This window comes from Synechococcus sp. A10-1-5-1, from assembly GCF_023115425.1.
Lineage (GTDB): Bacteria > Cyanobacteriota > Cyanobacteriia > PCC-6307 > Cyanobiaceae > Vulcanococcus.
The window spans coordinates 1,887,516-1,907,873 of record NZ_CP096032.1 but is presented as its reverse complement, the minus strand read 5'-3'; the positions used below and the strand labels follow the sequence as shown (position 1 = coordinate 1,907,873).

General features: G+C 64.8%; 24 protein-coding genes. 13 read left to right on the top strand and 11 right to left on the bottom strand.

Annotated features, from left to right (window positions below; genetic code table 11):
* Window positions 1-43 precede the first annotated feature (43 nt).
* A complete protein-coding gene (gene nadB, locus MY494_RS10210) occupies window positions 44-1,681 on the top strand; it encodes an L-aspartate oxidase (protein ID WP_247910154.1) in 1,638 nt (545 codons plus the stop codon).
* Between the two features lie 3 nt (window positions 1,682-1,684).
* Here nadB and MY494_RS10205 read toward each other — a convergent pair whose 3' ends face one another.
* The gene (locus tag MY494_RS10205) at window positions 1,685-2,626 is read right to left on the bottom strand and encodes a vitamin K epoxide reductase family protein (protein WP_247910153.1); all 942 of its coding nucleotides are present in this window, start codon (window positions 2,624-2,626) and stop codon (window positions 1,685-1,687) included.
* A 97-nt stretch (window positions 2,627-2,723) separates the two neighbouring features.
* Between MY494_RS10205 and rimO the strand changes: the two genes are divergently transcribed.
* Together rimO and MY494_RS10195 are read left to right on the top strand one after the other, a co-directional pair.
* Window positions 2,724-4,121 carry a 30S ribosomal protein S12 methylthiotransferase RimO gene (gene rimO / locus MY494_RS10200; RefSeq protein ID WP_247910152.1) on the top strand — a complete coding sequence of 466 codons (1,398 nt, stop codon included), beginning with the start codon at window positions 2,724-2,726 and terminating at the stop codon, window positions 4,119-4,121.
* The gene (locus tag MY494_RS10195) at window positions 4,118-5,356 is read left to right on the top strand and encodes an MFS transporter (protein WP_247910151.1); all 1,239 of its coding nucleotides are present in this window, start codon (window positions 4,118-4,120) and stop codon (window positions 5,354-5,356) included. Before rimO ends, MY494_RS10195 begins: the two co-directional genes overlap by 4 nt.
* Before the next feature lie 4 nt (window positions 5,357-5,360).
* On the opposite strand, the gene MY494_RS10190 is transcribed toward MY494_RS10195, so the two are convergent.
* Window positions 5,361-5,453 (bottom strand): cytochrome b6-f complex subunit 6, encoded by a 93-nt coding sequence (locus MY494_RS10190; protein WP_247910150.1) that lies wholly within the window; start codon window positions 5,451-5,453, stop codon window positions 5,361-5,363.
* A gap of 142 nt (window positions 5,454-5,595) precedes the next feature.
* Between MY494_RS10190 and MY494_RS10185 the strand changes: the two genes are divergently transcribed.
* Window positions 5,596-7,191 carry a B12-binding domain-containing radical SAM protein gene (locus tag MY494_RS10185; RefSeq protein WP_247910149.1) on the top strand — a complete coding sequence of 532 codons (1,596 nt, stop codon included), beginning with the start codon at window positions 5,596-5,598 and terminating at the stop codon, window positions 7,189-7,191.
* Here the strand turns inward: MY494_RS10185 and MY494_RS10180 are convergent.
* On the bottom strand, window positions 7,188-7,574 hold the full coding sequence (locus tag MY494_RS10180; RefSeq protein WP_247910148.1) for a DUF4346 domain-containing protein: 387 nt from the start codon (window positions 7,572-7,574) through the stop codon (window positions 7,188-7,190). The genes MY494_RS10185 and MY494_RS10180 overlap by 4 nt on opposite strands.
* Before the next feature lie 9 nt (window positions 7,575-7,583).
* Window positions 7,584-8,768: a GNAT family N-acetyltransferase gene (locus MY494_RS10175; RefSeq protein WP_247910147.1), complete on the bottom strand. Its 1,185-nt coding sequence runs from the start codon at window positions 8,766-8,768 to the stop codon at window positions 7,584-7,586.
* A 114-nt stretch (window positions 8,769-8,882) separates the two neighbouring features.
* On the opposite strand from MY494_RS10175, the gene MY494_RS10170 reads away from it, so the two are divergent.
* Window positions 8,883-9,212: a hypothetical protein gene (locus MY494_RS10170; protein ID WP_247910145.1), complete on the top strand. Its 330-nt coding sequence runs from the start codon at window positions 8,883-8,885 to the stop codon at window positions 9,210-9,212.
* On the opposite strand, the gene MY494_RS10165 is transcribed toward MY494_RS10170, so the two are convergent.
* Window positions 9,197-9,829, bottom strand: a complete 633-nt coding sequence (locus MY494_RS10165; protein WP_247910144.1) for a RibD family protein — start codon at window positions 9,827-9,829, stop codon at window positions 9,197-9,199. The two genes, MY494_RS10170 and MY494_RS10165, sit on opposite strands and share 16 nt — an antisense overlap.
* Complete coding sequence (locus MY494_RS10160) at window positions 9,816-10,772, bottom strand: 6-carboxytetrahydropterin synthase (protein ID WP_371820594.1); 957 nt, start codon at window positions 10,770-10,772, stop codon at window positions 9,816-9,818. Before MY494_RS10160 ends, MY494_RS10165 begins: the two co-directional genes overlap by 14 nt.
* A gap of 58 nt (window positions 10,773-10,830) precedes the next feature.
* Here MY494_RS10160 and MY494_RS10155 point away from each other — a divergent pair, with 58 nt between their 5' ends.
* Window positions 10,831-11,454 carry a shikimate kinase gene (locus MY494_RS10155; RefSeq protein WP_247910143.1) on the top strand — a complete coding sequence of 208 codons (624 nt, stop codon included), beginning with the start codon at window positions 10,831-10,833 and terminating at the stop codon, window positions 11,452-11,454.
* On the opposite strand, the gene MY494_RS10150 is transcribed toward MY494_RS10155, so the two are convergent.
* Window positions 11,447-11,716, bottom strand: a complete 270-nt coding sequence (locus MY494_RS10150; protein WP_247910142.1) for a chlororespiratory reduction protein 7 — start codon at window positions 11,714-11,716, stop codon at window positions 11,447-11,449. The genes MY494_RS10155 and MY494_RS10150 overlap by 8 nt on opposite strands.
* Before the next feature lie 49 nt (window positions 11,717-11,765).
* Between MY494_RS10150 and MY494_RS10145 the strand changes: the two genes are divergently transcribed.
* The gene (locus tag MY494_RS10145; protein WP_247910140.1) at window positions 11,766-12,434 is read left to right on the top strand and encodes a DUF6816 family protein; all 669 of its coding nucleotides are present in this window, start codon (window positions 11,766-11,768) and stop codon (window positions 12,432-12,434) included.
* Here the strand turns inward: MY494_RS10145 and MY494_RS10140 are convergent.
* Window positions 12,431-13,141 (bottom strand): glutathione S-transferase family protein, encoded by a 711-nt coding sequence (locus MY494_RS10140; protein WP_247910139.1) that lies wholly within the window; start codon window positions 13,139-13,141, stop codon window positions 12,431-12,433. The genes MY494_RS10145 and MY494_RS10140 overlap by 4 nt on opposite strands.
* Window positions 13,142-13,220: 79 nt before the next feature.
* Here MY494_RS10140 and MY494_RS10135 point away from each other — a divergent pair, with 79 nt between their 5' ends.
* The 5 genes from MY494_RS10135 to MY494_RS10115 are packed head-to-tail and all read left to right on the top strand — an operon-like array spanning window position 13,221 to window position 17,455.
* A complete protein-coding gene (locus MY494_RS10135) occupies window positions 13,221-13,427 on the top strand; it encodes a DUF751 family protein (protein WP_247910138.1) in 207 nt (68 codons plus the stop codon).
* Between the two features lie 2 nt (window positions 13,428-13,429).
* A complete protein-coding gene (gene rbfA, locus MY494_RS10130; protein ID WP_247910136.1) occupies window positions 13,430-13,840 on the top strand; it encodes a 30S ribosome-binding factor RbfA in 411 nt (136 codons plus the stop codon).
* A complete protein-coding gene (locus MY494_RS10125; RefSeq protein WP_247910135.1) occupies window positions 13,827-15,419 on the top strand; it encodes a glycoside hydrolase family 3 N-terminal domain-containing protein in 1,593 nt (530 codons plus the stop codon). The genes rbfA and MY494_RS10125 overlap by 14 nt, the downstream gene beginning before the upstream one ends.
* A 53-nt stretch (window positions 15,420-15,472) precedes the next feature.
* Entirely contained in the window at window positions 15,473-16,666 is a 1,194-nt protein-coding gene (locus MY494_RS10120) for a glycosyltransferase family 2 protein (RefSeq protein ID WP_247910133.1), read from the top strand.
* 3 nt (window positions 16,667-16,669) lie between these two features.
* Window positions 16,670-17,455 carry a uroporphyrinogen-III synthase gene (locus MY494_RS10115; RefSeq protein ID WP_247910131.1) on the top strand — a complete coding sequence of 262 codons (786 nt, stop codon included), beginning with the start codon at window positions 16,670-16,672 and terminating at the stop codon, window positions 17,453-17,455.
* On the opposite strand, the gene MY494_RS10110 is transcribed toward MY494_RS10115, so the two are convergent.
* From MY494_RS10110 to zds, 3 genes are all read right to left on the bottom strand, one after another.
* Entirely contained in the window at window positions 17,445-17,849 is a 405-nt protein-coding gene (locus tag MY494_RS10110) for a hypothetical protein (protein WP_247910130.1), read from the bottom strand. The genes MY494_RS10115 and MY494_RS10110 overlap by 11 nt on opposite strands.
* A gap of 76 nt (window positions 17,850-17,925) precedes the next feature.
* Window positions 17,926-18,381: an SRPBCC family protein gene (locus MY494_RS10105; RefSeq protein ID WP_247910128.1), complete on the bottom strand. Its 456-nt coding sequence runs from the start codon at window positions 18,379-18,381 to the stop codon at window positions 17,926-17,928.
* Between the two features lie 5 nt (window positions 18,382-18,386).
* A complete protein-coding gene (gene zds, locus MY494_RS10100; RefSeq protein WP_247910127.1) occupies window positions 18,387-19,862 on the bottom strand; it encodes a 9,9'-di-cis-zeta-carotene desaturase in 1,476 nt (491 codons plus the stop codon).
* Between the two features lie 96 nt (window positions 19,863-19,958).
* On the opposite strand from zds, the gene MY494_RS10095 reads away from it, so the two are divergent.
* Window positions 19,959-20,354 (top strand): iron-sulfur cluster assembly accessory protein, encoded by a 396-nt coding sequence (locus MY494_RS10095; protein ID WP_247910126.1) that lies wholly within the window; start codon window positions 19,959-19,961, stop codon window positions 20,352-20,354.
* Window positions 20,355-20,358: the final 4 nt, after the last annotated feature.

Genomic DNA, 20,358 nt, shown 5'->3' with positions numbered 1-20,358 from the left:
CCATCCCGACGGCTTTTTTGTTGCCTCAGTCAGTCCAAGCCTGATGCCGTCCATCCCCTCCAATTGGGACGTAATCGTGGTGGGCGGGGGCGCCGCAGGCTTAATGGCCGCCCTCGAATTACCCGAGGGACTCAGCGTGCTGCTGCTGAGCAAAGACCGCGCTCCACGTTCGGCCAGCCGCTGGGCCCAGGGTGGAATCGCAGCGGTGACCAGACCCGAGGACAGCTTCGAAAGCCATCTGGAGGACACCCTCAGGGCCGGGGCTGATCTCTGCGACCGCCCTGCGGTGGAACTGCTCGTGCGCGAGGCCCCGGCCTGCGTCGAGCGGCTGCTGGAGCTGGGGATGGACTTCGACCGCCAGGACGGAGGCCTGAGCACCACCCTGGAGGCCGCCCACAGCCACCGCCGAGTCCTGCACGCGCAAGACCGCACGGGCGGAGCACTGGTCGACGCCCTGGAGCGCAAGGTGCTGCAGCGTCCTGGGTTGCAACGCATCCAGGGAGGACTGGCCCTTCAGCTCTGGATCAGCGAGGGCCAGTGCCGCGGCCTTCAGGTCCTGGTGGAGGGGACGGTCCAATGGCTCCAATCCCGCGCGGTGGTGCTGGCCACCGGCGGCGGCGGTCATCTCTTTGCCAACACCACCAACCCCAAACAGGCCAGTGGCGATGGCATCGCCATGGCCTGGCGAGCCGGCGCTGCGGTTCGGGATCTGGAGTTCATCCAGTTCCACCCCACAGCCTTGATGCTGCCGGAAGCCCCCCACTTCCTGATTTCTGAGGCGGTGCGCGGTGAAGGTGCCCGGTTGATTGACGACCAAGGGGAGAGCCCCGTCAGCCAGCTCAGCGGTGCCGATCTCGCTCCGCGCGATGCCGTCAGTCGAGCCTTGGTCCAGCGCATGCGTGAGCGGCAGACCCCTCACCTCTGGCTCGACCTCAGGCCCGTCGGGACCAGCAAGCTGGAGCGGCAATTCCCGACGATCCTGGGGCGCTGCCGTGAACTGGGTCTCGAGCCCACCCAAGCCCCAATCCCGGTGGCACCCGCAGCCCACTACTGCATGGGAGGCATCCGCGTCGATGCCCGCTCAGCCACAACCATCCCTGGGCTCTACGCCGTGGGGGAAGTGGCCAGCAGCGGGGTCCATGGCGCCAACCGTCTGGCCAGCAACTCACTCATGGAATGCCTCGTCTACGCCCGCCAACTGCGCGAGATCGAGCTCTCCCCAGCCGCGCCAGCCACCCTCGAGCCTCTGGTCAAGGCCTCCAGAACAGACCACCCGGCCAACAGCCTCGAAGCCATCGAGCGGCAAACCGAGCAACTGCGCAGCCTTTGTTGGCAGGTGGCCGGCGTGGAGCGCAATGGTCACGCACTGCTGGAGGGCTACCGCGCCTGCCAGCAGCTCGAAGGCCAACTCAGCGCTCAGCCACTGCTCCAGGCCCTCCAGGCTCTGGGGAAAGAACAGGAACTGCAACTGCCTCAGGGGCAGGTCCGTTGGATCAGCAAAGCCCACGACCTGCAGCAGCGGGCCACCGTGGCCGCCCTCCTCATGGAGTCAGCGCTATTTAGAACCGAGAGTCGTGGAGGACACTTCCGCGTCGATGCCCCCGCACGCCAGCCCTTCTGGCGGAGACACAGCCTTCAGCGCCAGGGCCTCAGCATCAGCACAGAGGCCTTAGCGGAATAACCGCTACTTCAGATCCGGACCGCTGTAGCCACTGGACTCGGCCAATTTCGCCAACGGTTTGACGCCGGAATCGAGCTGGCCATTGATCTCCCAGGTGGGATACCCCTCGATCTTCTTCGCCTCACAAAGCTCCCGCTGGTTATCGCGGCCATCGGGAGCGCACTCGATCACGGTCAGTTTTTCGCTGGCCTGCCGACCAAACAGCTCCTTCTGGTCGTGGCAATGGGGGCACCAGTAAGCGGTATAGAGCTTGGCGCCAGTGGCCGTGAGATGTTCAGCCAGGGCGATCTGGCCCACTCCGCTTTCGCTGCGAACCGGAGGCGACACTCCCGGTGCGCTGTCAACGACAGGGCGGCCGACTGATGCGGCCCAGCCCAAGCCAATGACCCCAACCAACAGTGCCGTAATCACACCGCTGAAGATCAGCTGACCCCGATCCTCCCAATCACCGCCAATCAGGCTGAGGACAAATAACGCTGTGCTCAGACCCGCCGAGAGGATGCAGAAAGGGCAGCAATCGCGGATGCCAAAGGCCATCACCCCCAGCAGAACACCGCTAAACACGGCCATCGCCGTGCTCAAGAGGAACAGCCCCCACCAGCTCTTCTGACCGAAGCTGACCCTCAGATCGCCCTGCAGCACGAGCGGGACGACGGCCATGAACAGGACCGCGCCGTAGCCCAACAGGCCGAACAGAGCCAGGGGCTGGCCAAAGAGAGACCCCCAAGCACTGGAGAGCACTTTCTCGCAGCCATTGCAGCCAAACAGCCCCGTCGAACTGCAGCTCAGAACCTCGATCCAGCCCCACTTGCTCAGGGTGATCGAGCCGGTGTCAATCACGCCGATGGTGGCCAAAACGGCCATCACCACCCGAACCCACCGCCGGCCGCCATCGCCGCGTCGGCGCTGGCTTCCAAGACGCTCACTCAGGCGTGATGAGCTCACGGCGTAGGTCCCTTAAGGCTGTGGGGATTGTGGCAGGGATCCTGATCAGTAGGGTTAGGGATTGGCCAGCGCGCGGCCCTACCACTTGAGTTCATCCATGACCGATAGCGCCCGCAAGAGCACTGGCAAAACCGTTGCGTTCGCACATCTGGGCTGCGAGAAAAACCGCGTCGATACCGAGCACATGCTCGGACTGCTAGCGGAGGCGGGCTACGGGGTCAGCGCCGATGAAGCCGACGCCAACGTCGTCGTGGTCAATACCTGCAGCTTTATCCAGGACGCCCGGGAGGAGTCGGTTCGCACCCTGGTGGAGCTCGCCGAGCAGGGAAAGGAGCTGATCATTGCGGGCTGCCTGGCCCAGCACTTCCAGGAGGAACTGCTCGAAAGCCTGCCGGAGGCCAAGGCCATCGTCGGGACGGGTGATTACCAACACATCGTCAGCGTCCTCGAGCGGGTGGAAGCGGGCGAGAGGGTGAACCAGGTCAGCGAGAACCCCACCTTCGTGGGCGACGAGAACCTGCCCCGCTACCGCACCACCAGCGAAGCGGTGGCCTACCTCAAGGTGGCGGAGGGCTGCGACTACCGCTGCGCGTTCTGCATCATTCCCCACCTGCGCGGCGACCAACGCTCCCGCACGATCGAGAGCATCGTGGCCGAGGCGCGGCAGCTGGCCGCCCAGGGCGTGCAGGAGCTGGTGCTAATCAGCCAGATCACCACCAACTACGGTCTCGATCTGGCCGGCAAGCCGCAGTTAGCCGAGCTGCTGCGGGCCCTTGGAGAGGTGGAGATCCCCTGGATTCGCGTCCACTACGCCTACCCAACAGGATTGACGCCTGAGGTGCTGGCGGCCTATCGGGACGTGGCCAACGTGCTGCCCTACCTGGATCTGCCGCTGCAGCACAGCCATCCGGATGTCCTTCGGGCGATGAATCGCCCCTGGCAGGCCGATGTCACCAACGGCGTCCTGGCGCGGATTCGCGAACAACTCCCCGACGCCGTGCTGCGAACGACGTTCATCGTCGGCTACCCCGGCGAAACAGAAGAACAGTTCCAACACCTGCTGGACTTCGTCTCCGAGCAGCGCTTCGACCACGTGGGGGTCTTCACCTTCTCGCCCGAGGAGGGGACCCCGGCCGCTGAGTTACCCAACCAAGTTCCAGCGGAGATCGCTGCGGAGCGCAAGGACCGCCTGATGGCCCTGCAACAGCCAATTGCCGCCGAGCGCAATGGCGCTTGGGTGGGACGAATCGTCGATGTCCTGATCGAACAGGAGAACCCCAGCAGTGGGGAAATGATTGGTCGCTGCGCTCGCTTTGCCCCCGAAGTGGATGGCGAAGTGCGGGTGATGCCTGGAGAAGGCGGGCTCTGCGCTGCGCCAGGAACGATGGTTCCGGTTCGCATCACGGCCGCTGACACCTACGACCTGATTGGCGAGGTGGTGGGAGCCAAGGCCATGGTCAAAGACGCCCTCTCTGTGAAACGGGCCCAGTCTTGATCCAGCGGGGACTGAAGCGCCTACAAGGGCGCCTCACGCGTCATCAACGCACCACCTTTCTGCTGGCCTCTGGCATTAGCACCGCTGGATCCTTTGCCGGACTGACCGCCAAGGGCTGGCTGCTGATGGAGGGGGCCGAAAACCCCTTTTTGCTGGCGCTCAACTTCGCCATGCTGACCCTGCCGACGCTGGTCATCAGCGGGCCGGCCGGGGTAATGACCGACCGGCTGGGTAGTGAGAGGGTCCTCATTCGCGCCCAATGGGGGCTCCTGATCGCCGCTGTTCTCGGGGCCATCGCCATTCCCTTGACAGTCGGGCCAGAGCAGGACGTCCTGCTGCTGCTCAGCACCTTGGGCATTGGGATCGCCAGCACCTACGAACTGACGGCACGCAACAAATACGTCGCCTTGCTGGTGGATGAGCCCGAGCAGCTCGGCCCTTACCTGGCCAGCTTCTCGGTGATCTTCAACGTCGGCAAATTGGTGGGCCCTCCCCTGGGGGGACTCCTGCTGGCGACCACCGGGCCCACCCTGGCCCTCAGCTTGGATGCCGCCACCTATCTCTTCCCGATCCTCACCCTGCTCTGGCTGATGGCTCCCCATCGCGAGCGCGAACGCAGAAGCCAGAAAGGCCAGGCCGCCAACCTCTTGACCGCCTGGCGGGATTGCGGCGCGCGCCTGCGGCACGTCCTGAGTTTCACCGCCGCGGCCTGCCTGGTGGGCTTCTTCCACCCAGGGCTAGCCCCGCTCATGGCCCTGGAACTCCTAGGCCCAAGCCCCATGGCCCTGGGGCTCTTCACCAGTGTTCTGGCCTGCGGCAGCATCTGCGGCGGAGTCCTTCTGCAGCGTCATGCCGCTGCCATCAGCCGCCGTCCCGGCTGGCTGCTCGGCAGCACGACGCTCCTGACAGCCCTGGCCCAACTGGGTTTATCGAACCAAGCCGGCCTCGCCTGGGGATTGGCGATGGCTTTCCTGATCGGCGCCGGCACCGCAAGCCTGTTGGCGGGCACCAATCTGATCATCCAAGTGCATGCACCCCAGGTTCTCCGGGGACGGATGGCAGGCCTTGGTCAGATCGCCTTCTTGGGAGGAGGTGGACTAAGCGGCCTTGCGGCAGCCTTTCTGACTGAAACGCTGCCTGGTGGCCTCTGGGGCTGCCTAGCCGTGCTTGGCAGCCTCGGAGCAGTCCTCGGTGTCTGGGAGCTGTTGAACAACCGCAAACTGCGGCTCAACTAACGGCTCAGATGAGCTTGATTCCGCGCAGCACGAACGAGATGGCTGCAGCGGCCACCAAACCGCCACCGACCATTGCCAGATAGATCACGGGGCCCATGGACCTGAGGTTGCAACTGAGCGCTATTACAGCAGAAACCAGCCCGCCCCCCGGCCACTCGGCCTAGGCTGGACGCCATCAACTCGGATGTCCCTGTTGGGGACAGCCGTTCCACGCATCTCACTGGAGACCACCGAACGGCATGAACACCCTGTTCATCTACCCCGAGTTTCCAAAGACCTTCTGGAGCTACGAGAAAATTCTCGAGCTCGTGAACCGCAAGGTTCTCCTCCCTCCCTTGGGGATGGTGACGGTGGCCGCACTGCTGCCGCAGCACTGGCCGATGAAGCTGGTGGACCGCAATGTTGAAGAGGTCAGCGAAGCCGACTGGGATTGGGCTGAGCTAGTGGTCATCTCCGGGATGATCGTGCAGAAGGCCGACATGGCCGCGCAAATTGCCAAGGCCAAGGAACGGGGTCTGCCCGTTGCCGTTGGAGGCCCCTTCGCCAGCTCCACACCCGATGCCCCTGAATTGGGCTTGGCGGACTTCAAAGTGCTCGATGAGGGTGAAATCACCCTGCCGATGTTCATCGAGGCCATTGAAAAGGGTGAAGCCGGCGGCCGTTTCAGCGCAAACGGCGAAAAACCGGACGTGACCAACACGCCGGTGCCGCGCTTTGACCTGCTGAAACTCGATGCCTACGACTCCATGAGCGTGCAGTTCTCCAGGGGCTGCCCGTTCCAGTGCGAGTTCTGCGACATCATCGTTCTCTACGGCCGCAAACCCAGGACCAAGACGCCTGAGCAGCTGATCGCCGAACTCCAATACCTCTACGACTTGGGCTGGCGGCGCTCGATCTTCCTGGTCGATGACAACTTCATCGGCAACAAGCGCAACGCCAAGCTGCTGCTGCCGGCCTTGAAGCAGTGGCAAATCGAACGGGGCTATCCCTTCAGCTTCGCGACTGAGGCCTCGGTCGATCTGGCTGCCGATGAGGAGCTGATGCTGATGATGGCCGAAGCCCGCTTCGACTCGGTCTTCCTCGGCATTGAGACCCCCGATGAGGCGAGCCTCTCGGTGGCAGGAAAACACCAGAACACCCGCAGCTCCCTGGAAGAAGCTGTGGACCGAATCAACTCCTATGGCCTGCGGGTCATGGCCGGATTCATCATCGGTTTCGATGGTGAGAAAGCCGGAGCCGGCGATCGGATCGTCGAGTTCGTCACTCGCACCGGGATCCCCGCCGCAATGATGGGGATGCTTCAGGCCCTACCCAACACCGGCCTCTGGCACCGGCTTGAGAAGGAAGGCCGGCTGATTCAAGAGAAGGCCGACGCCAAGGGGGTCAACCAGACCAACCTGCTCAACTTCGTGCCCACCCGGCCGATTCGCGACATCGCCAACGAATACGTCGACGCCTTCTGCCGGCTTTACGAACCCAACGCCTACATCGATCGGGTCAAGCACTACTACCTGAAGATGGGCAAGCCGCGCTGGCAGGAATTCGTGCCGGCAACCTTCGGCAAGGCCTCCCTACCCGCCTGGACTGATGTGCGGGCCTTGCTGATCGTGCTCTGGCGTCAGGGCTTCAAGCGCAACACCCGTGTTCGCTTCTGGCTCTCCCTGCTGGAAGTCGCACGGAAGAACCCCGCTGTTCTGGAGCAGTTCCTTGTGGTGCTCGCCCACAACGAACACTTCATGGAATACCGCTCCGTGGTGACCGAAGAAATCCAAGATCAGCTCGCAGCACTCCCCCCCGAGCCCCCGACGCCAACCCGCGAACTGCAGCCGGCTTAGTCCTGGATGTAGGTAACCCCGGTCTCCAGGGCTAGCTCCGCTTTCTGCAGTTCACGGCCCAGATAGAGGGCGTGATCAAGGCAACTCAGGGGATGGGGTCCGTCCCCCTCAGTCAGGGCCATGCCCAACTCCTTGGCACTGCGTCCGCGGTAGATCGCCACCGGAGCACGGGGCCCCGCCCCCTTGCAGCTGATCACTTCACCGGTCTCCGGATCCGTGGCCAGACCACGGTCATCAATCGCATTGCTGTAGTGCTCCGCGATCAGCTCCCCAGCCTCGGGATCCAACTTGATCAGGAAATAGCCAGCGGGATCCAAGGCGATGAAGCGCTGCGAGAGCCCCTCATCAAGGCTGCGGCGCTGCTCTAGAGAAAACGGGCTCATGGGCGGATGCTACGCAGCCGAATCGCTCAGAGATCGCGTCGTGCCCGTGAAGGGAAGCTCTGCATTGACCGCCTCAATCTGACTGAGCTGCTCGCGATTGGCCTCCGGCAACCAGCGCCGAGCGATGGCATCAAAGGGCTCGTAGTACCACCGGTGCAAGGAGGCATGGGAGCGGGCGACAAAACCGCGGCGGCGCTTGTGGCTTCCCCCCGCACCGGGGTCAAAACGCTGGATGCCACGGTCAATGGCCCACTCGATCGGGGCGTAGTAGCAGACCTCGAAGTGGAGGTTGTCGATCTCCTCGTCGCTGCCCCAGTAACGGCCCCAGAGTTGATCCCCTGCGTGCACGCACAGCGACATCGCCACCGGATCGAGGGGATCGCCGCGATGGGCACTGAAGAGCACCAGGTGTTCCCGCAACTCCGCCGCCGCCTCATCAAAGAAGGCTTCCGTGAGGTACTTGCTCCCCCAGGGCCCCCAACGGGCGCAATGCTGGGCATAGAAGTGGTGCATCCGCTCCAGCATCTCGCCGGGAAGGTCAGCTCCCGCCAGGGGCGTCACCGTGATCCCCGCGCGCTCCACCGCCTTGCGCTCGCGCTTGATGTTGCGCCTCTGGTTGGCGTTGAAGCTCGCGAGGTAGTCATCGAAGCAGCCATAGCTCTGGTTGCTCCAGAGGCTCTGCTGGTTCAGCCAGGTGGCGCATCCCGACGCCTCAGCAAGGGCCTGCCACTGGGGATCGGCGTAGAGGAAGTTGCAGCTAAAGATCTGATGTTCGGCGCAGAAGCGGTCAATGCACTGCATCAGCACTGCGGTGATCTGCTGGGCGTCCTCGCCACCTGCAGTGAAGAAGCGGTAGCCCACGACTGGACTCAAGGGGCTCATGCCCAGCAGCTTGGGGTAGTAGCGCTGCCCAAGCTGGGCGGCCAGCTCCGCAAAGGACTGGTCGAAGACGAACTCGCCGTAGCTGTGCCCTTTCAGGTAGAGCGGAGCGACAGCTATCAGGCGATCATCACGCCAGAGACTCAGGTGACAGGGCTGCCAACCCTGCCGAGGGGCAACACTTCCGGATCGCTCCAGGCCAGCCAGCCAACGCCAGGAGTAGAAGGGGAGCCCAGCCGCCTCCGTCAGGGCCTGCCAATGCGCCTCGGGGATCTCTTCAATCGAACGGTGCCAGCGAACAGTGAGCTCGGCCATCAGCTCAAAACCAGGGGGCAGGCAGCGGGCAGAACGCTAACGGCTACAGCCCTCGTCATCGGAGCGCTGACGGCGCCAAGCCAAGCCGGATTACTGAGCCCAGTGCTCAAACTGATGCGGCCGCAGGTCGAAGCCAAGGTCAGCGAGGCCTGTCTGCGTTGGAGCGCCATGGGCAACAGCAGCCTGATCCAGCGGCTCACGCCCGCCTGCCAAGCCCTGGCTGCCCCCACCAGCCGCTGCCTCGTGGCCGAGACCCAAACCAGCGGCCGCAGCCTCGGGGTCATCACCGAGTTACTTGCCGGACGCTTTGGCGATGATCTGGAGGTGGTGGTCAGGCGCTGCGCCGGACGGATGCTGGGGCTGCCACCGGAGACCTTTGGCCGGCTGCCGCTGCGGGACCTGGCCGAACGGTTCAGCAGCCTGAAGTCTCAGATGCGGCGGTAGCGCACGAGCAACTCATCGGCGCCCAAGGGTCGATGCTCCTTGAGCCCCCAGACACTGGACTCCAGGGCCAGATCGGACCGCAGCCAGCTATGGGGACCACCCAGCAGTTGAGGCACCAAGGTGAGTTGCAGCTCATCCACGAGCCCCAGTGCCAGCAGTTGCGACGCCAGCTGAGCACCACCAAGTAAGAGCACGTGCTCGAAACCCAAGGCCGCCAAGTCCGCCAACGTATGCCGCCAATCCTGGAGGCCTAAGACCCGATCAAAACCAGCCGGAACAGCTTCCAGAGGTCCTAGAAGCCAACGCTGCAGAGGCTGCTGAAACAGACGAAGGCGCTGATCCCAATGGGCCTGGCGACTCACGACCAGGGCTGCCGGTTGAGGCGGACGCCCCTGCTGCTGACGCTGCGCCGACAAGTCGGCATCGCGGATCAAGCAGGTGCAGCCGTGCTGACGGATGGTGTTGCCACCAACCAGGGCTCCATCGGCCCAAGCCAGAGCCTCCTCAAGAACGCGGCGATCACCGGTCCCTCCGAGTTGGGCGGCACCCCCTGTGGCGGGGGCGAGGCGGCCGTCCAGGCTGACGGCCAGGACCAGCCGAACCTCAGGCGCCGGCAAGGGCTTCGAGGGCCTGGGGGTTCATGCCCAGTTGAGGCACTTCAGCGAACACCTCAGCGGCGTTGTTTGGACTCTCCTGCAGCCGGACCTTGTGGAGCGAAGCCCCCAATGCCGCGACGGGGGCTTGCAGCAGATCAGCGATGTGCAGAGCGATGTTCTCCGCCGTGGGCACGGTGCTGGAGAAGTGCTCGACATCCTTGTTCAAGAAGGTGTGATCGAACGGTTCCACCACCAGCTCATCCACCGCTGATTGGAGAGCAGACAAATCACAGACCATCCCGGTGCGGGGATCGATCCCGCCGCGGACGGTGATGTCCAGCAGGTAGTTGTGGCCATGGCCATGGGGCCGGGCGCACTTGCCATAGATGGCGGTGTTCTCCTCAAAGCTCAGCTCAGGACGGGCCAAGCGATGGGCCGCCGCGAAGTGGGTGCGGATCGTCAGGAAGGCTTCCATGGAATCGCCGAGCACATCGGCCCAGAGCTTGTCGGTTTCGTAAAGACGCAGCCCCATCAGGGGCAGGTGAGGCGTCAGACGCCTCCAGATGGCCTGAACCAAGGCCTCGGTGGTGGGCAAAACCCCCTCCGGGCGGCTCAGATCGAATTCCGGCCAGGCCTCGTTCAGGCTGCGGAAATCGAGCTGGGCCGTGACCTGCTCGCGGATGGCGTGCTTCACATCCGAGAGGTTGAGCACCATGCCATTGGCATCGAGCCCGCCGCCCATGGCGACGATCAACTCGTAGTTATGCCCGTGCCCCGGGGACACGCTGCAGGCCCCGAACTGAGCTGCGTTCTGCTCAGGGCTCAGCTCAGGCAGCCAGTAACGATGACTGGAGCTGAAGGTGGCCCGGCGCGTGATCACGCAGGGGCGACCCTGGCCATGGGGGGCTTGGGAGGCGACGGACACCGGACTCACCGGAGGCGCCGCCATCACTGGCGGAGTCATGACAGCGAGTAACGGTTGGTCGCATCTTAAGAATGTTGGTGCTTGCGATGACGAACCGATGGAGGACACCCGAGTCCAGCTGCGGCAGCGACTGGAGGGATTGAACCTCTATTTGGTGGGAATGATGGGCAGCGGCAAAAGCAGCGTTGGCCGGCATCTCGCCGCGGCTCTCAACTACCGCTTTCTTGATGCCGACACCAGCCTCGAGCAGGTGGCCGGTCGTTCCATTCCCGAGATTTTTGCCAGCGAAGGGGAGAGCGGCTTTCGCGAGCTGGAATCGGCGGTGCTCAACCAAATTGCCTCGTGGCACTCTCTGGTGGTGGCCACCGGGGGCGGCGTCGTCACCCAACCGGCCAACTGGGGAGAGCTGCATCAAGGGGTCGTGATCTGGCTCGATGCCCCCGACGAACTCCTGCTGCAGCGCCTGGAAGCCGATCCCACCCCCAGGCCGCTGATGGAAGCGGAGGACCGCGCCGAACGTCTGGCGACCTTGATGGCCGAACGCCGGCCGCTCTATGCCCAAGCGGACCTACAGATCATTCAGGACGGGCGCGCACCCGAGCAGGTCGCCCAGCAAATCCTCGAGGCGCTGCCCTCGATCATCAAAGAGCGCACCGCTCCGCCCCTGGGGCAACTGCAAGTCACCAGCGACGCCGGTGAGGTGGGGACCTCGATCAACTAGCAGCGCCGGGCGGCTCGAGGCGAATCGCAAACCACTGCACCGTCACCCCGGGCTGCACCTCCAACTCACAGGCCGTCTCCAGGAGCCGTTGAGCCTGATCCGCCGTCGAGGCCAACGTCGAAAGGTCCTCGGGAACGGCATCCAAAGACCTCAGTTGTCGCTCTAACCAACCCAGGGTGTCCGCCGCCGAGAGCAGTTGCTGGGGGGCACCGGGCTCCAGCACCACGTAGTGATCCAGCTCACGAATCAGGGGATCGGACATGGGGCCGTCCAGGCGGCAGGATCACAGGCAGCCTGCCACGCGCATTGCCATGCCGCCTGCCCGTCGACCGCTGCTGGCACCGCTTCTCGCCCTGGTGGTTCTGCTGAGCGACAGCCTGCCTGCGGTGGCGGCTTCAACCCTGGAACAACGCCTGGGAAGCTGGCCGCAGTGGCACCTGCCGGCGCCGCTACCGCGGCCGGGACAGCGGGATCTGATTTACCCCAGCTGGTTTGAGGGGGAATGGAGAGCCACCAGTCAGGACCTCAGTGGCGTGGAACCGGAGATCCAGTACGCAGTGCGCTTTGTCGAAGACCGCTCAGGGCGGATCGTGGGCGATCGAGCCTTCAACGCGCAATCGGTTGGACGGGCCCTGCTGGGGGATCAGCTGCAGAGGGTCCGCAATGACCCGCAGAACCCCAACCGTCAATTGGCTGATCTGAACGGGGATCGCTACTTGGAATCCACCGTCGTTGGACGCCGCAGCGAACAGCGGCCGCAGGATCAATTTCTGGCGGACGAACTCAGCCTGCAGGTGCTGCATGGTCCCGGGGATCCCCGCGTCAGCCAAGTGGAAACCCTCAGCCGTTACGCCCGCATCGATGCCGATCGCATCGAAGCCCGTCAATGGCAGGTGAGTTACGGCTCTCCCGCGGACGGCCTGATGGCTGACGCCCAGCGGAGCTGGAGTGGAATCTTGGTGCTCGAGCGGCAATCCTAAGGACGCCCCAGCTGTAGACCGAGACGATCCCGCCAGAGCCAGAGGGATTCCAAACGCGGATCATCGGCCAAGCCAGCCACCCCACGCCCCGCCAGGGGACTGCCCGCAGAGCTCGGGAATTTGATCAAGGACAGCTGGGCCATCACGGCCAAGTCGGCCAAGGTGAGTTGATCACCCACCAGGTAGGGCTGGGCCTGCACCAAGGCGGTCAGCTGCTCGAGGCTGCTGCGCAGTTGCTGCAGCACCTGTTGATCCAGAACTTGACCGACTCCGCTCAGCACCCCGCCGGGCAAGGCGCCCACCAGGGAGCGCAGCGGAGAGGGAGTCGCCTCCGGCAGCAACCCATCACGCAGTACTGGATCGCTGACGGCTGCCTGCACCAAAGCCATCCGGGCACCGGCCGCTAACGCGGTATCAGCCCAGTCCTCCAGCAGCAACACCTGGGCCCGCAGGGCGGGATCACTGGGCAGGAGCGCGGGATCGGGATGCTTCTGCTCCAAGTGCAAGGCGATCGCCGTGGAGTCGGCGATGACCTCGCTGCCATCCACAAGGACCGGCACCTGCCGCTGGCCTGAGAGGCGGTAGAGCTCCACCTGACCCACGCCAGGGGTGACCTCAACGGGAGTGAAGCTGAGTTGTTTCAAGGCCAACACCAAGCGGACCTTCTCGCAGAAGGCCGAATGGCGGAACTGATGGAGCTCCAGCATCAACGGATCGGATCGCGCGGCACCGGGTGCCCTTTGGCGGCAGAGTAGCCAGCACTGTTTGATCAGCGCTCCAGCCCCCATGCGGGACTTTTTTCTGAACGTCACGCGCTATCCGCGCTATCTGATCGCGTTCGGGCTTGGCGTCGCCAACTCCGTCCTTGAACCCCTAGCCCAGCGCCGCAGCAACCCGGTCACCGCCGTGGCCCTGATCGGAGCCCTGGTGAGCGGCCTGTTGAGCCTGGCCCTGATCCTGCGTGCCATGGTGACTCCAGAGGTCATCGCATAGCCATGGCGCAAGGTCGTCGCGTTGAGCGCGTGGCCGCTCTGATCCGGCGAGAGGTCAGCGAACTGCTGGTCACTGGGATCAAGGACGAGCGGGTCAGCTTGGGGATGGTGAGCGTCACCAATGTCGATGTGGCCGGCGATCTCCAGCACTGCAAGATCTTTGTCAGCGTGTACGGAAGCCCCGAGGTGCAACAGCAAGCCCTCGAGGGCCTGCGCTCGGCGTCCAACTACGTCAAAGGTGAGCTCAGTCGCCGCCTGAACATGCGCCGAACCCCGGAGGTGATCTTCCAACTGGATCGCGGCATCGAGAAGGGGACCTCTGTTTTGGGCCTGCTCAACCAGCTCGAAGAGCAGCGGCAAGAGCGTGGTGAGGTTCCTGAAGGCACCGGCGAACAGGAGGATGGAGGCTTCTGAGCTCCGGCGGAAGCTCGCCAGCCTGCTGGTGGTGCGTGGCAGCGGCCATGCCCGGGACCATCAGCGCCGCTACCCCCGCTGGGAGCTGAGCAACGCGGACTTGCGCGAGCTCCTCGATGAGGGCGTTGGCGGGGTGATCCTGCTGGGGGGAAGTGCCGAAGAACTCCGCCTGCGCTGCGACCAACTCCAACGCTGGGCTAGCCAGCCCCTGCTGCTCTGCGCCGATGTGGAAGAGGGGGTCGGGCAACGCTTTGAAGGGGCCAGCTGGCTAGCGCCTCCGCTCGCATTGGGGGCCCTCCATCAGAGCGATCCCGAGCAGGCCGAGGCCCTGGCCGAGCGCTACGGACGCTGCACCGGCCGGCAGGCGCGACTGCTGGGGCTGAACTGGGTTCTCGGGCCGGTCTGCGACGTCAATAACAACCCAGCCAATCCAGTTATCAACGTGCGGGCCTGGGGGGAGACGCCAGCCACAGCCGGAGCCCTGGCGGCAGCTTTTGTGCGGGGCTGCCAGGGCGAAGGGGTGCTGGCCTGCGCCAAGCACTTCCCGGGCCATGGCGACACCAGCTGCGATTCGCATCTGGAATTGCCAGAGCTGCCCCACGACCTGGGGCGTCTGGGAGCAATCGAGCTGCCGCCGTTTCAGCAGGCGATTGCTGCCGGTGTGGCCTCGGTGATGACCGCCCACCTCCGTCTTCCGGCCCTGGACCCCAAGCAGCCGGCCACCCTGTCTGGGGCGGTCTTGACCCAACTACTGCGCCAGGAACTGCAGTTCTGCGGCCTGGTCGTGACCGACGCCCTCGTGATGGAGGCCATCAGCCAGCACCACGGCAGCGCTGAGGCCGCCGTACTGGCCTTTGAAGCCGGGGCTGATTTGATCCTGATGCCCGCCGATGCCCGTGAAGCACTTGATGGCCTGGTGGAGGCTGTTCAGAGCGGTCGCATCAGCGAGCAGCGGCTGGACGCCAGCCTGGAGAGACGACGGAGCGCCCTAGCCCAATGCGCTGAATCGCGAGAAACGGCTCTCGATGAACTGGTGACCCCAAGCGAGCGGCAACTCAGCGGCGAACTGCTCACGCTCAGCCTGGTGCTGCACGGCGGCCAAGGTCTGCCCCCCGGACCGGGGTTGAACCTGATCAGGCTCGACAACCAACTCAATGCGCCGCAGCTGCCGCTGGTGGCCCCAGCCCTACTGCGGCCCTCCGCCCTGGGCTACGAGGCGCGGCTCATCGATGCCCGCAGCCCCAGCCCCTGGGGCCAGGACCCGAAAGCGCCCCTCGCCTTGGATCGCCTCCCGGATGGTCCGGTCCTGCTACAGCTGTTGGTTCGGGGCAATCCCTTCCGGGGCAGCGCTGGGGGCGATGAACCCTGGCCCCAGGTGGTGCGGCAACTGCTGGCTGCGCAGCGCCTGGCTGGCCTCGCGGTCTACGGAAGCCCCTACCTCTGGCAAGCCCTGCAACCCCTGCTCCCGCCGGAGCTGCCAGCGGCCTACAGCCCAGCCCAGATGCCCCAGGCACAAGCGCTGGTGCTGCAGGCGCTGGGGTTGCCAGAGGCTGCGCTGGAGGGCGGCTTTACCGACTAAGCGGGCTGCTGCCACTAGCCTCGGGCCGTCTTCTGCGGCCGCCGGCACCCACCATGCTCAGCCTCTCGATGATCGTTCGGGATGAAGCCGGGCAGATCGAGGACTGCCTGCGGTCCGTTCAAGGCTTTGTCGACGAGATGGTGGTCGTCGACACCGGCTCCAAGGACAACACCGTCGCCCTAGCCCAGGCCGCCGGCGCCCGGGTCGAGCAGATCGAATGGCCGGGGGACTTCGCTCCCGCCCGCAACCAGGCCCTCGAGAGCGTGCAAGGGGACTGGGTGCTGGTGCTCGATGCCGATGAACGCCTCAAGCCGGAGGCCTGGAAACCGCTGCGGGCGCTGATGGCCCAACCGGACGTCCTGGTCATCAACCTGCTGCGCCATGAGCGCGGCGCGATCCAATCGCCCTACTCCAACGTCAGTCGCCTGTTCAGGCGCCATCCGCGCATCCAGTGGAGCCGCGCTTACCACTCGATGATTGACGACAGCGTCGCGGCGTTGCTGAAGGACGAGCCGAAGTGGCGCATCGCTGACTGTTCCGAACCCGCCATCGATCACGACGGCTACCGGCCCGAGCTCTTGGCCCAAGGCAATAAGCCCGAGCGGCTTCGTCAAGCGATGGAGGAGGAGCTGCAAGCCCGCCCAGGCGACCCCTATGCCTGCGCGAAGCTGGGAAGCCTGGAGGTGGCCGAAGGGAACCTGGAGCGGGGGCTGGAGCTGCTGCAACAGGGGCTGAAGAACTGCCCCGGCGGGGCTCACCCCGAGCGCTACGAGCTGCTCCTGCACCTAGCCCTGGCGGAGGCCGGCCGGGACCCCCAGCAAGCCGAGCAGTACTACCGCCAAGCCCTGGCGATTCCACTGGCCCCGCGACTGAACCTGGCGGCCCAACTCAACCTGGCGGCGCTGTTGCTGCAGCTGGGCCAACTGGAGGAAGCAGAAAGCTTGAGCGCCCGGGCCACCCGCGTCGCCCCTGAGATCGGCCTGGGCTGGTACAACCTCGGATTGATCCGCCGCAAGCAGGGCAATCTCGCCGGAGCCCTGGAGGCCTACCGCGAAGCCAAACGCGTCAACCCCGGCCACGCCGAAACCCACCAAAACCTCGCCGTTGCGCTGCTGTTGGGCGGCGACATCGATGGATCGCGCGGCAGCTTCCGGGAGGCGATCCAGCTGCTCATCGACCAAGGCCGCACCCAGGAGGCCCAACGCCTGCACAAGCAGGCCGGAGAACTGGTCAAGCTCGAGGGCTGAGGGATGGAACTGCAAGGGCGCACCATCGCGGTGACCCGGGCGGAACAGCAACTCGGGGCCTCACGCCAGCTGTTCGAGCAAGCCGGCGCCCATGTCCTCGATCTGCCTGCCCTGGTGATTGGTCCCCCCGATGAATGGGGTCCGCTGGATGACGCCCTGGCAGAGCTGGAGGAGTTTCACTGGTTGATCGTCTCCAGCAGCAACGGGGTCGATGCGGTGGAGCAGCGGCTGAGGCTCCAGGGCAGCAACCTGGCCCAGCGGCCCAGCAGCCTGAAGATCGCGGCGGTGGGCCGCAAAACAGCAGCCCGCCTCGAAGAACTCGGCGCCGCGGCCGATTTCGTGCCCCCGGCCTTCGTGGCCGACAGCCTGATTGAGCATTTCCCTGTGTCGGGCTGGGGCCTGCGGCTGCTGCTGCCGCGGGTACAAAGCGGTGGACGCACCCTGCTGGCTGAAGCCTTTGGCGAGGCCGGAGCCCGTGTGGTGGAAGTGGCGGCCTACGAATCCCGCTGCCCCGAAACCCTGCCAGAGGCCACCGCCTCAGCCCTGGCCGCTGGGCAGGTGGATGCGATCACCTTCAGCAGCGGCAAGACGGTGCAACACACGGCCCAACTGCTGGAGCAGCAGTTCGGCGCCAGCTGGCGAGAGCCACTGGAGCGGGTGCGCCTGATCTCCATCGGACCGCAAACCTCAAAAACCCTTCGGGCTGTGCTGGGCCGGGTGGATGGTGAGGCCGACCCCCATGACCTCGACGGGCTTGTGGCCGCCTGTGCGCTGAGCCTTAAAGGCTGAACACGCGCTGCTGACCAGCCTGGTTCAAGCGCAGCTCGCCCCGCCCCAGATCAATGCCGGTCACGGTCCAGCCCGGGGGCAGAAGGGCCGGGAGGCCGGACCCCGGGCAGAGGCCCTGAGGGCCGATGCACACCGCTCCGCTCTGACCGCCCAGGGAGATCAAGGCCTGGGCACTGCGGCCACTACCGATCAAACCGGTGAGCTGCAGCTCGGAGGCATTGCTCTCGTCTTTGGCGTCCGCTGCTGCCGTCGCCACCGGTGCAAAGGGATCGACCCGGCCATGGGGTTGGGCCTGAACCACCTGCTGCGGGCTCGGCATGGCAATGAAGCCCGGTGATGGGCTGAGCGGGGCGGGTTCCGGGGCCCCAGATGGCGGTAGGGCTGCAGCCGCCAAGGGAGTAGTGCTACTCGTCTTGTCTGTCCCGCAAGCCGCCAAGACCAGCAGAACAGGCAGAGCCCAAATCGGATTGTCAGCTCGCCTCTTGGCCATAACCGCTCTGGACGAGATCGCGGAAGCGATCCAGGTTGGCCTGGAGCTCCTTGGTCACGATCCCCCCCAGGATGGAGGCATCCATCAGCGGTGCCAACACCCCCGGCAGCTCGTAGCTCACGCTCAGCTTCACCGCCGTGTTCCCGGCGCCCTGGGGATAGAAGCGGACGGCCCCTTTGGTGGGCAGTCCACCCACCGATTCCCAATGGAGCTGCTGGGCCTCCACGCGCTCGGTAATGCGCGCCTTCCAGTGGAAGCGGAAACCCTGGGCCGCCAGGGTCCAGTCCGTCAGATCGGGATCACCGGCTTCTGTGGTGACGGACTCAATCCAGTTCATCCAGCGGGGCATCGCCTCGAGATCACTCCAGACGGCCCAGACCCGATCAGCAGGGGCCTTCACCTCAGTGGTGACGCTGTGTTCAAGCCAACGGCCCATGGTCTCTAGGCAACGGATGCATTGGTGGCCAGCTCAGCCTTACGACCCAGGATCGCGGCAGCAGCAAGACGCCCACTCATGGTGGCGCCTTCCATCGAATCGATGTAGTCCTGCTTGGTGTAGCTACCGGCCATGAAGAAGTTGGTGACCGGCGTTGCCTGATCGGGGCGATAGGGCTCCATCCCAGGGGCCTCGCGGTAAAGAGACTGGGCCAATTTGACGACGTTGCTCCAGACCAAATTCAGGTTCTTGGCCGAGGGGAACAGGCGACGCACCTGGGCATCGGTGGCAGCGACGATCTCCTCGGTTTTTTTGGGGATCCAGGGATCGCCAGGGGTGAGAACGCACTGCAGCAGGGAGCCCACACCCTCTTTGCGGTAATCCACCGGACTGGCCAGGGCTAGGTCGGCGAAACAGCTGAAGTCCGCATCCGCGGTGTAGAGCAGGTTGTCAAGACCGGCGGGACGGGTCACATCGCGACGGGCAGCCTCAGCCATGGGGGAGTCGCTCAGCTCCGTCACCCAACCGTCGTAGCGGAGTTGAACCGTGGCCACGGGCACCGCCTCCAGCTTGTAGAGGTTGTCGAACAGGGGCCAGCGGCGCCAGGCCTCAGGCACCATCCGCTGGATCCCTGGAACATCACAGGCCGCCAGATAGACATCAGCCTCCACCTTCAGATCCCCATCGGGGGTCCCGAGGGTCAGCCCCGTCACGCGGGTTTCATCAGCGACCTCGTCGAACTGGACCTCGGTCACCCGATGACGCAGATGGAGCTTTGCCCCGCGCTCTTGGATGTACTCCAGGATCGGTCCTGTGAGCCAGCGGTGAGGTGAGCCCTTCAGCAGGTTGAGCTTGGAGGCCTCAGTTTTCGACGCGAACATCATGAAGATGGTCAGCATGCAGCGGGCTGAGATCGCCTCGCAATCAATGAAGCCGAGGGCATAGGCAATCGGGTTCCACATGCGGCGGATGCTCTGCTCACTGCCGCCGTGGCCCAGGAACCACTCTTGGAAGCTGATGCGATCGAGATTGCGGATCACCTTCATCGCCCCCTCGTAGTCCAGCAAGCCACGCACGATCGGGCTGGTGCCCAGGGCCAGGGCATTGCGCAACTTATCGAGCCAATCGAGCTGCGGCGTGGTGAAAAAGGCCTTCAGGCCATTGAAGGGAGCGCCCAGGGCAAAGCGGAAATCCAGCTCCCGCAGATCCCCACCCGCATTCACAAACAGGTGGGTGTGATCTTTAGGCAGAAGGTTGTCGATCGCTCCGACCTTGCGAAGCAGGGCGAAGAGATTGGCGTAGTTAAAGAAGAAGACGTGCAGGCCCATCTCGATGTGGTTCCCGCCGTCATCCACCCAGCTACCGACCTTGCCGCCCATAAATGGGCGCGCCTCATAGAGGTCGACTTGGTGGCCGGCATCCACCAGATCCACCGCCGCCGCCAATCCGGCCAGACCCGCACCCACGATGGCGACCCGCACCCTTGTTCTCCCGCGAATGGGGTGACTCTATGGAGAAGGGCGACACGGCAGGGGGCGAAGGGTCTCCATACAGTGGGGATACAGGCCATGGCCCCGATGACCAGCGAGACCGTCACTCCAGTCGCGACCCACACCGGCAGGGACGGCAAGGGGATCCAGATCACCGAGCCAGCCATGAAGCAGCTGGCCACCCTGCTGCCGGCCCAAGGGGAGGGAAAGGTCCTGCGGGTGGGTGTGCGCTCCGGCGGCTGCAGCGGCATGAGCTACACGATGGACTTCATCGATGGCAGCGAGATCCGCGAGGACGATGAGCGCTACATCTACGAGCCCAGCGGCGCCCCCAGCTTCACCGTGGTGAGCGACCCCAAGAGCCTCCTCTACATCTACGGGATGCAGCTGGACTTCTCTTCGGCCCTGATCGGCGGCGGTTTCAACTTCACGAACCCCAACGCCACCCAAACCTGCGGCTGCGGCAGCTCCTTCGCCGTCTGATCCC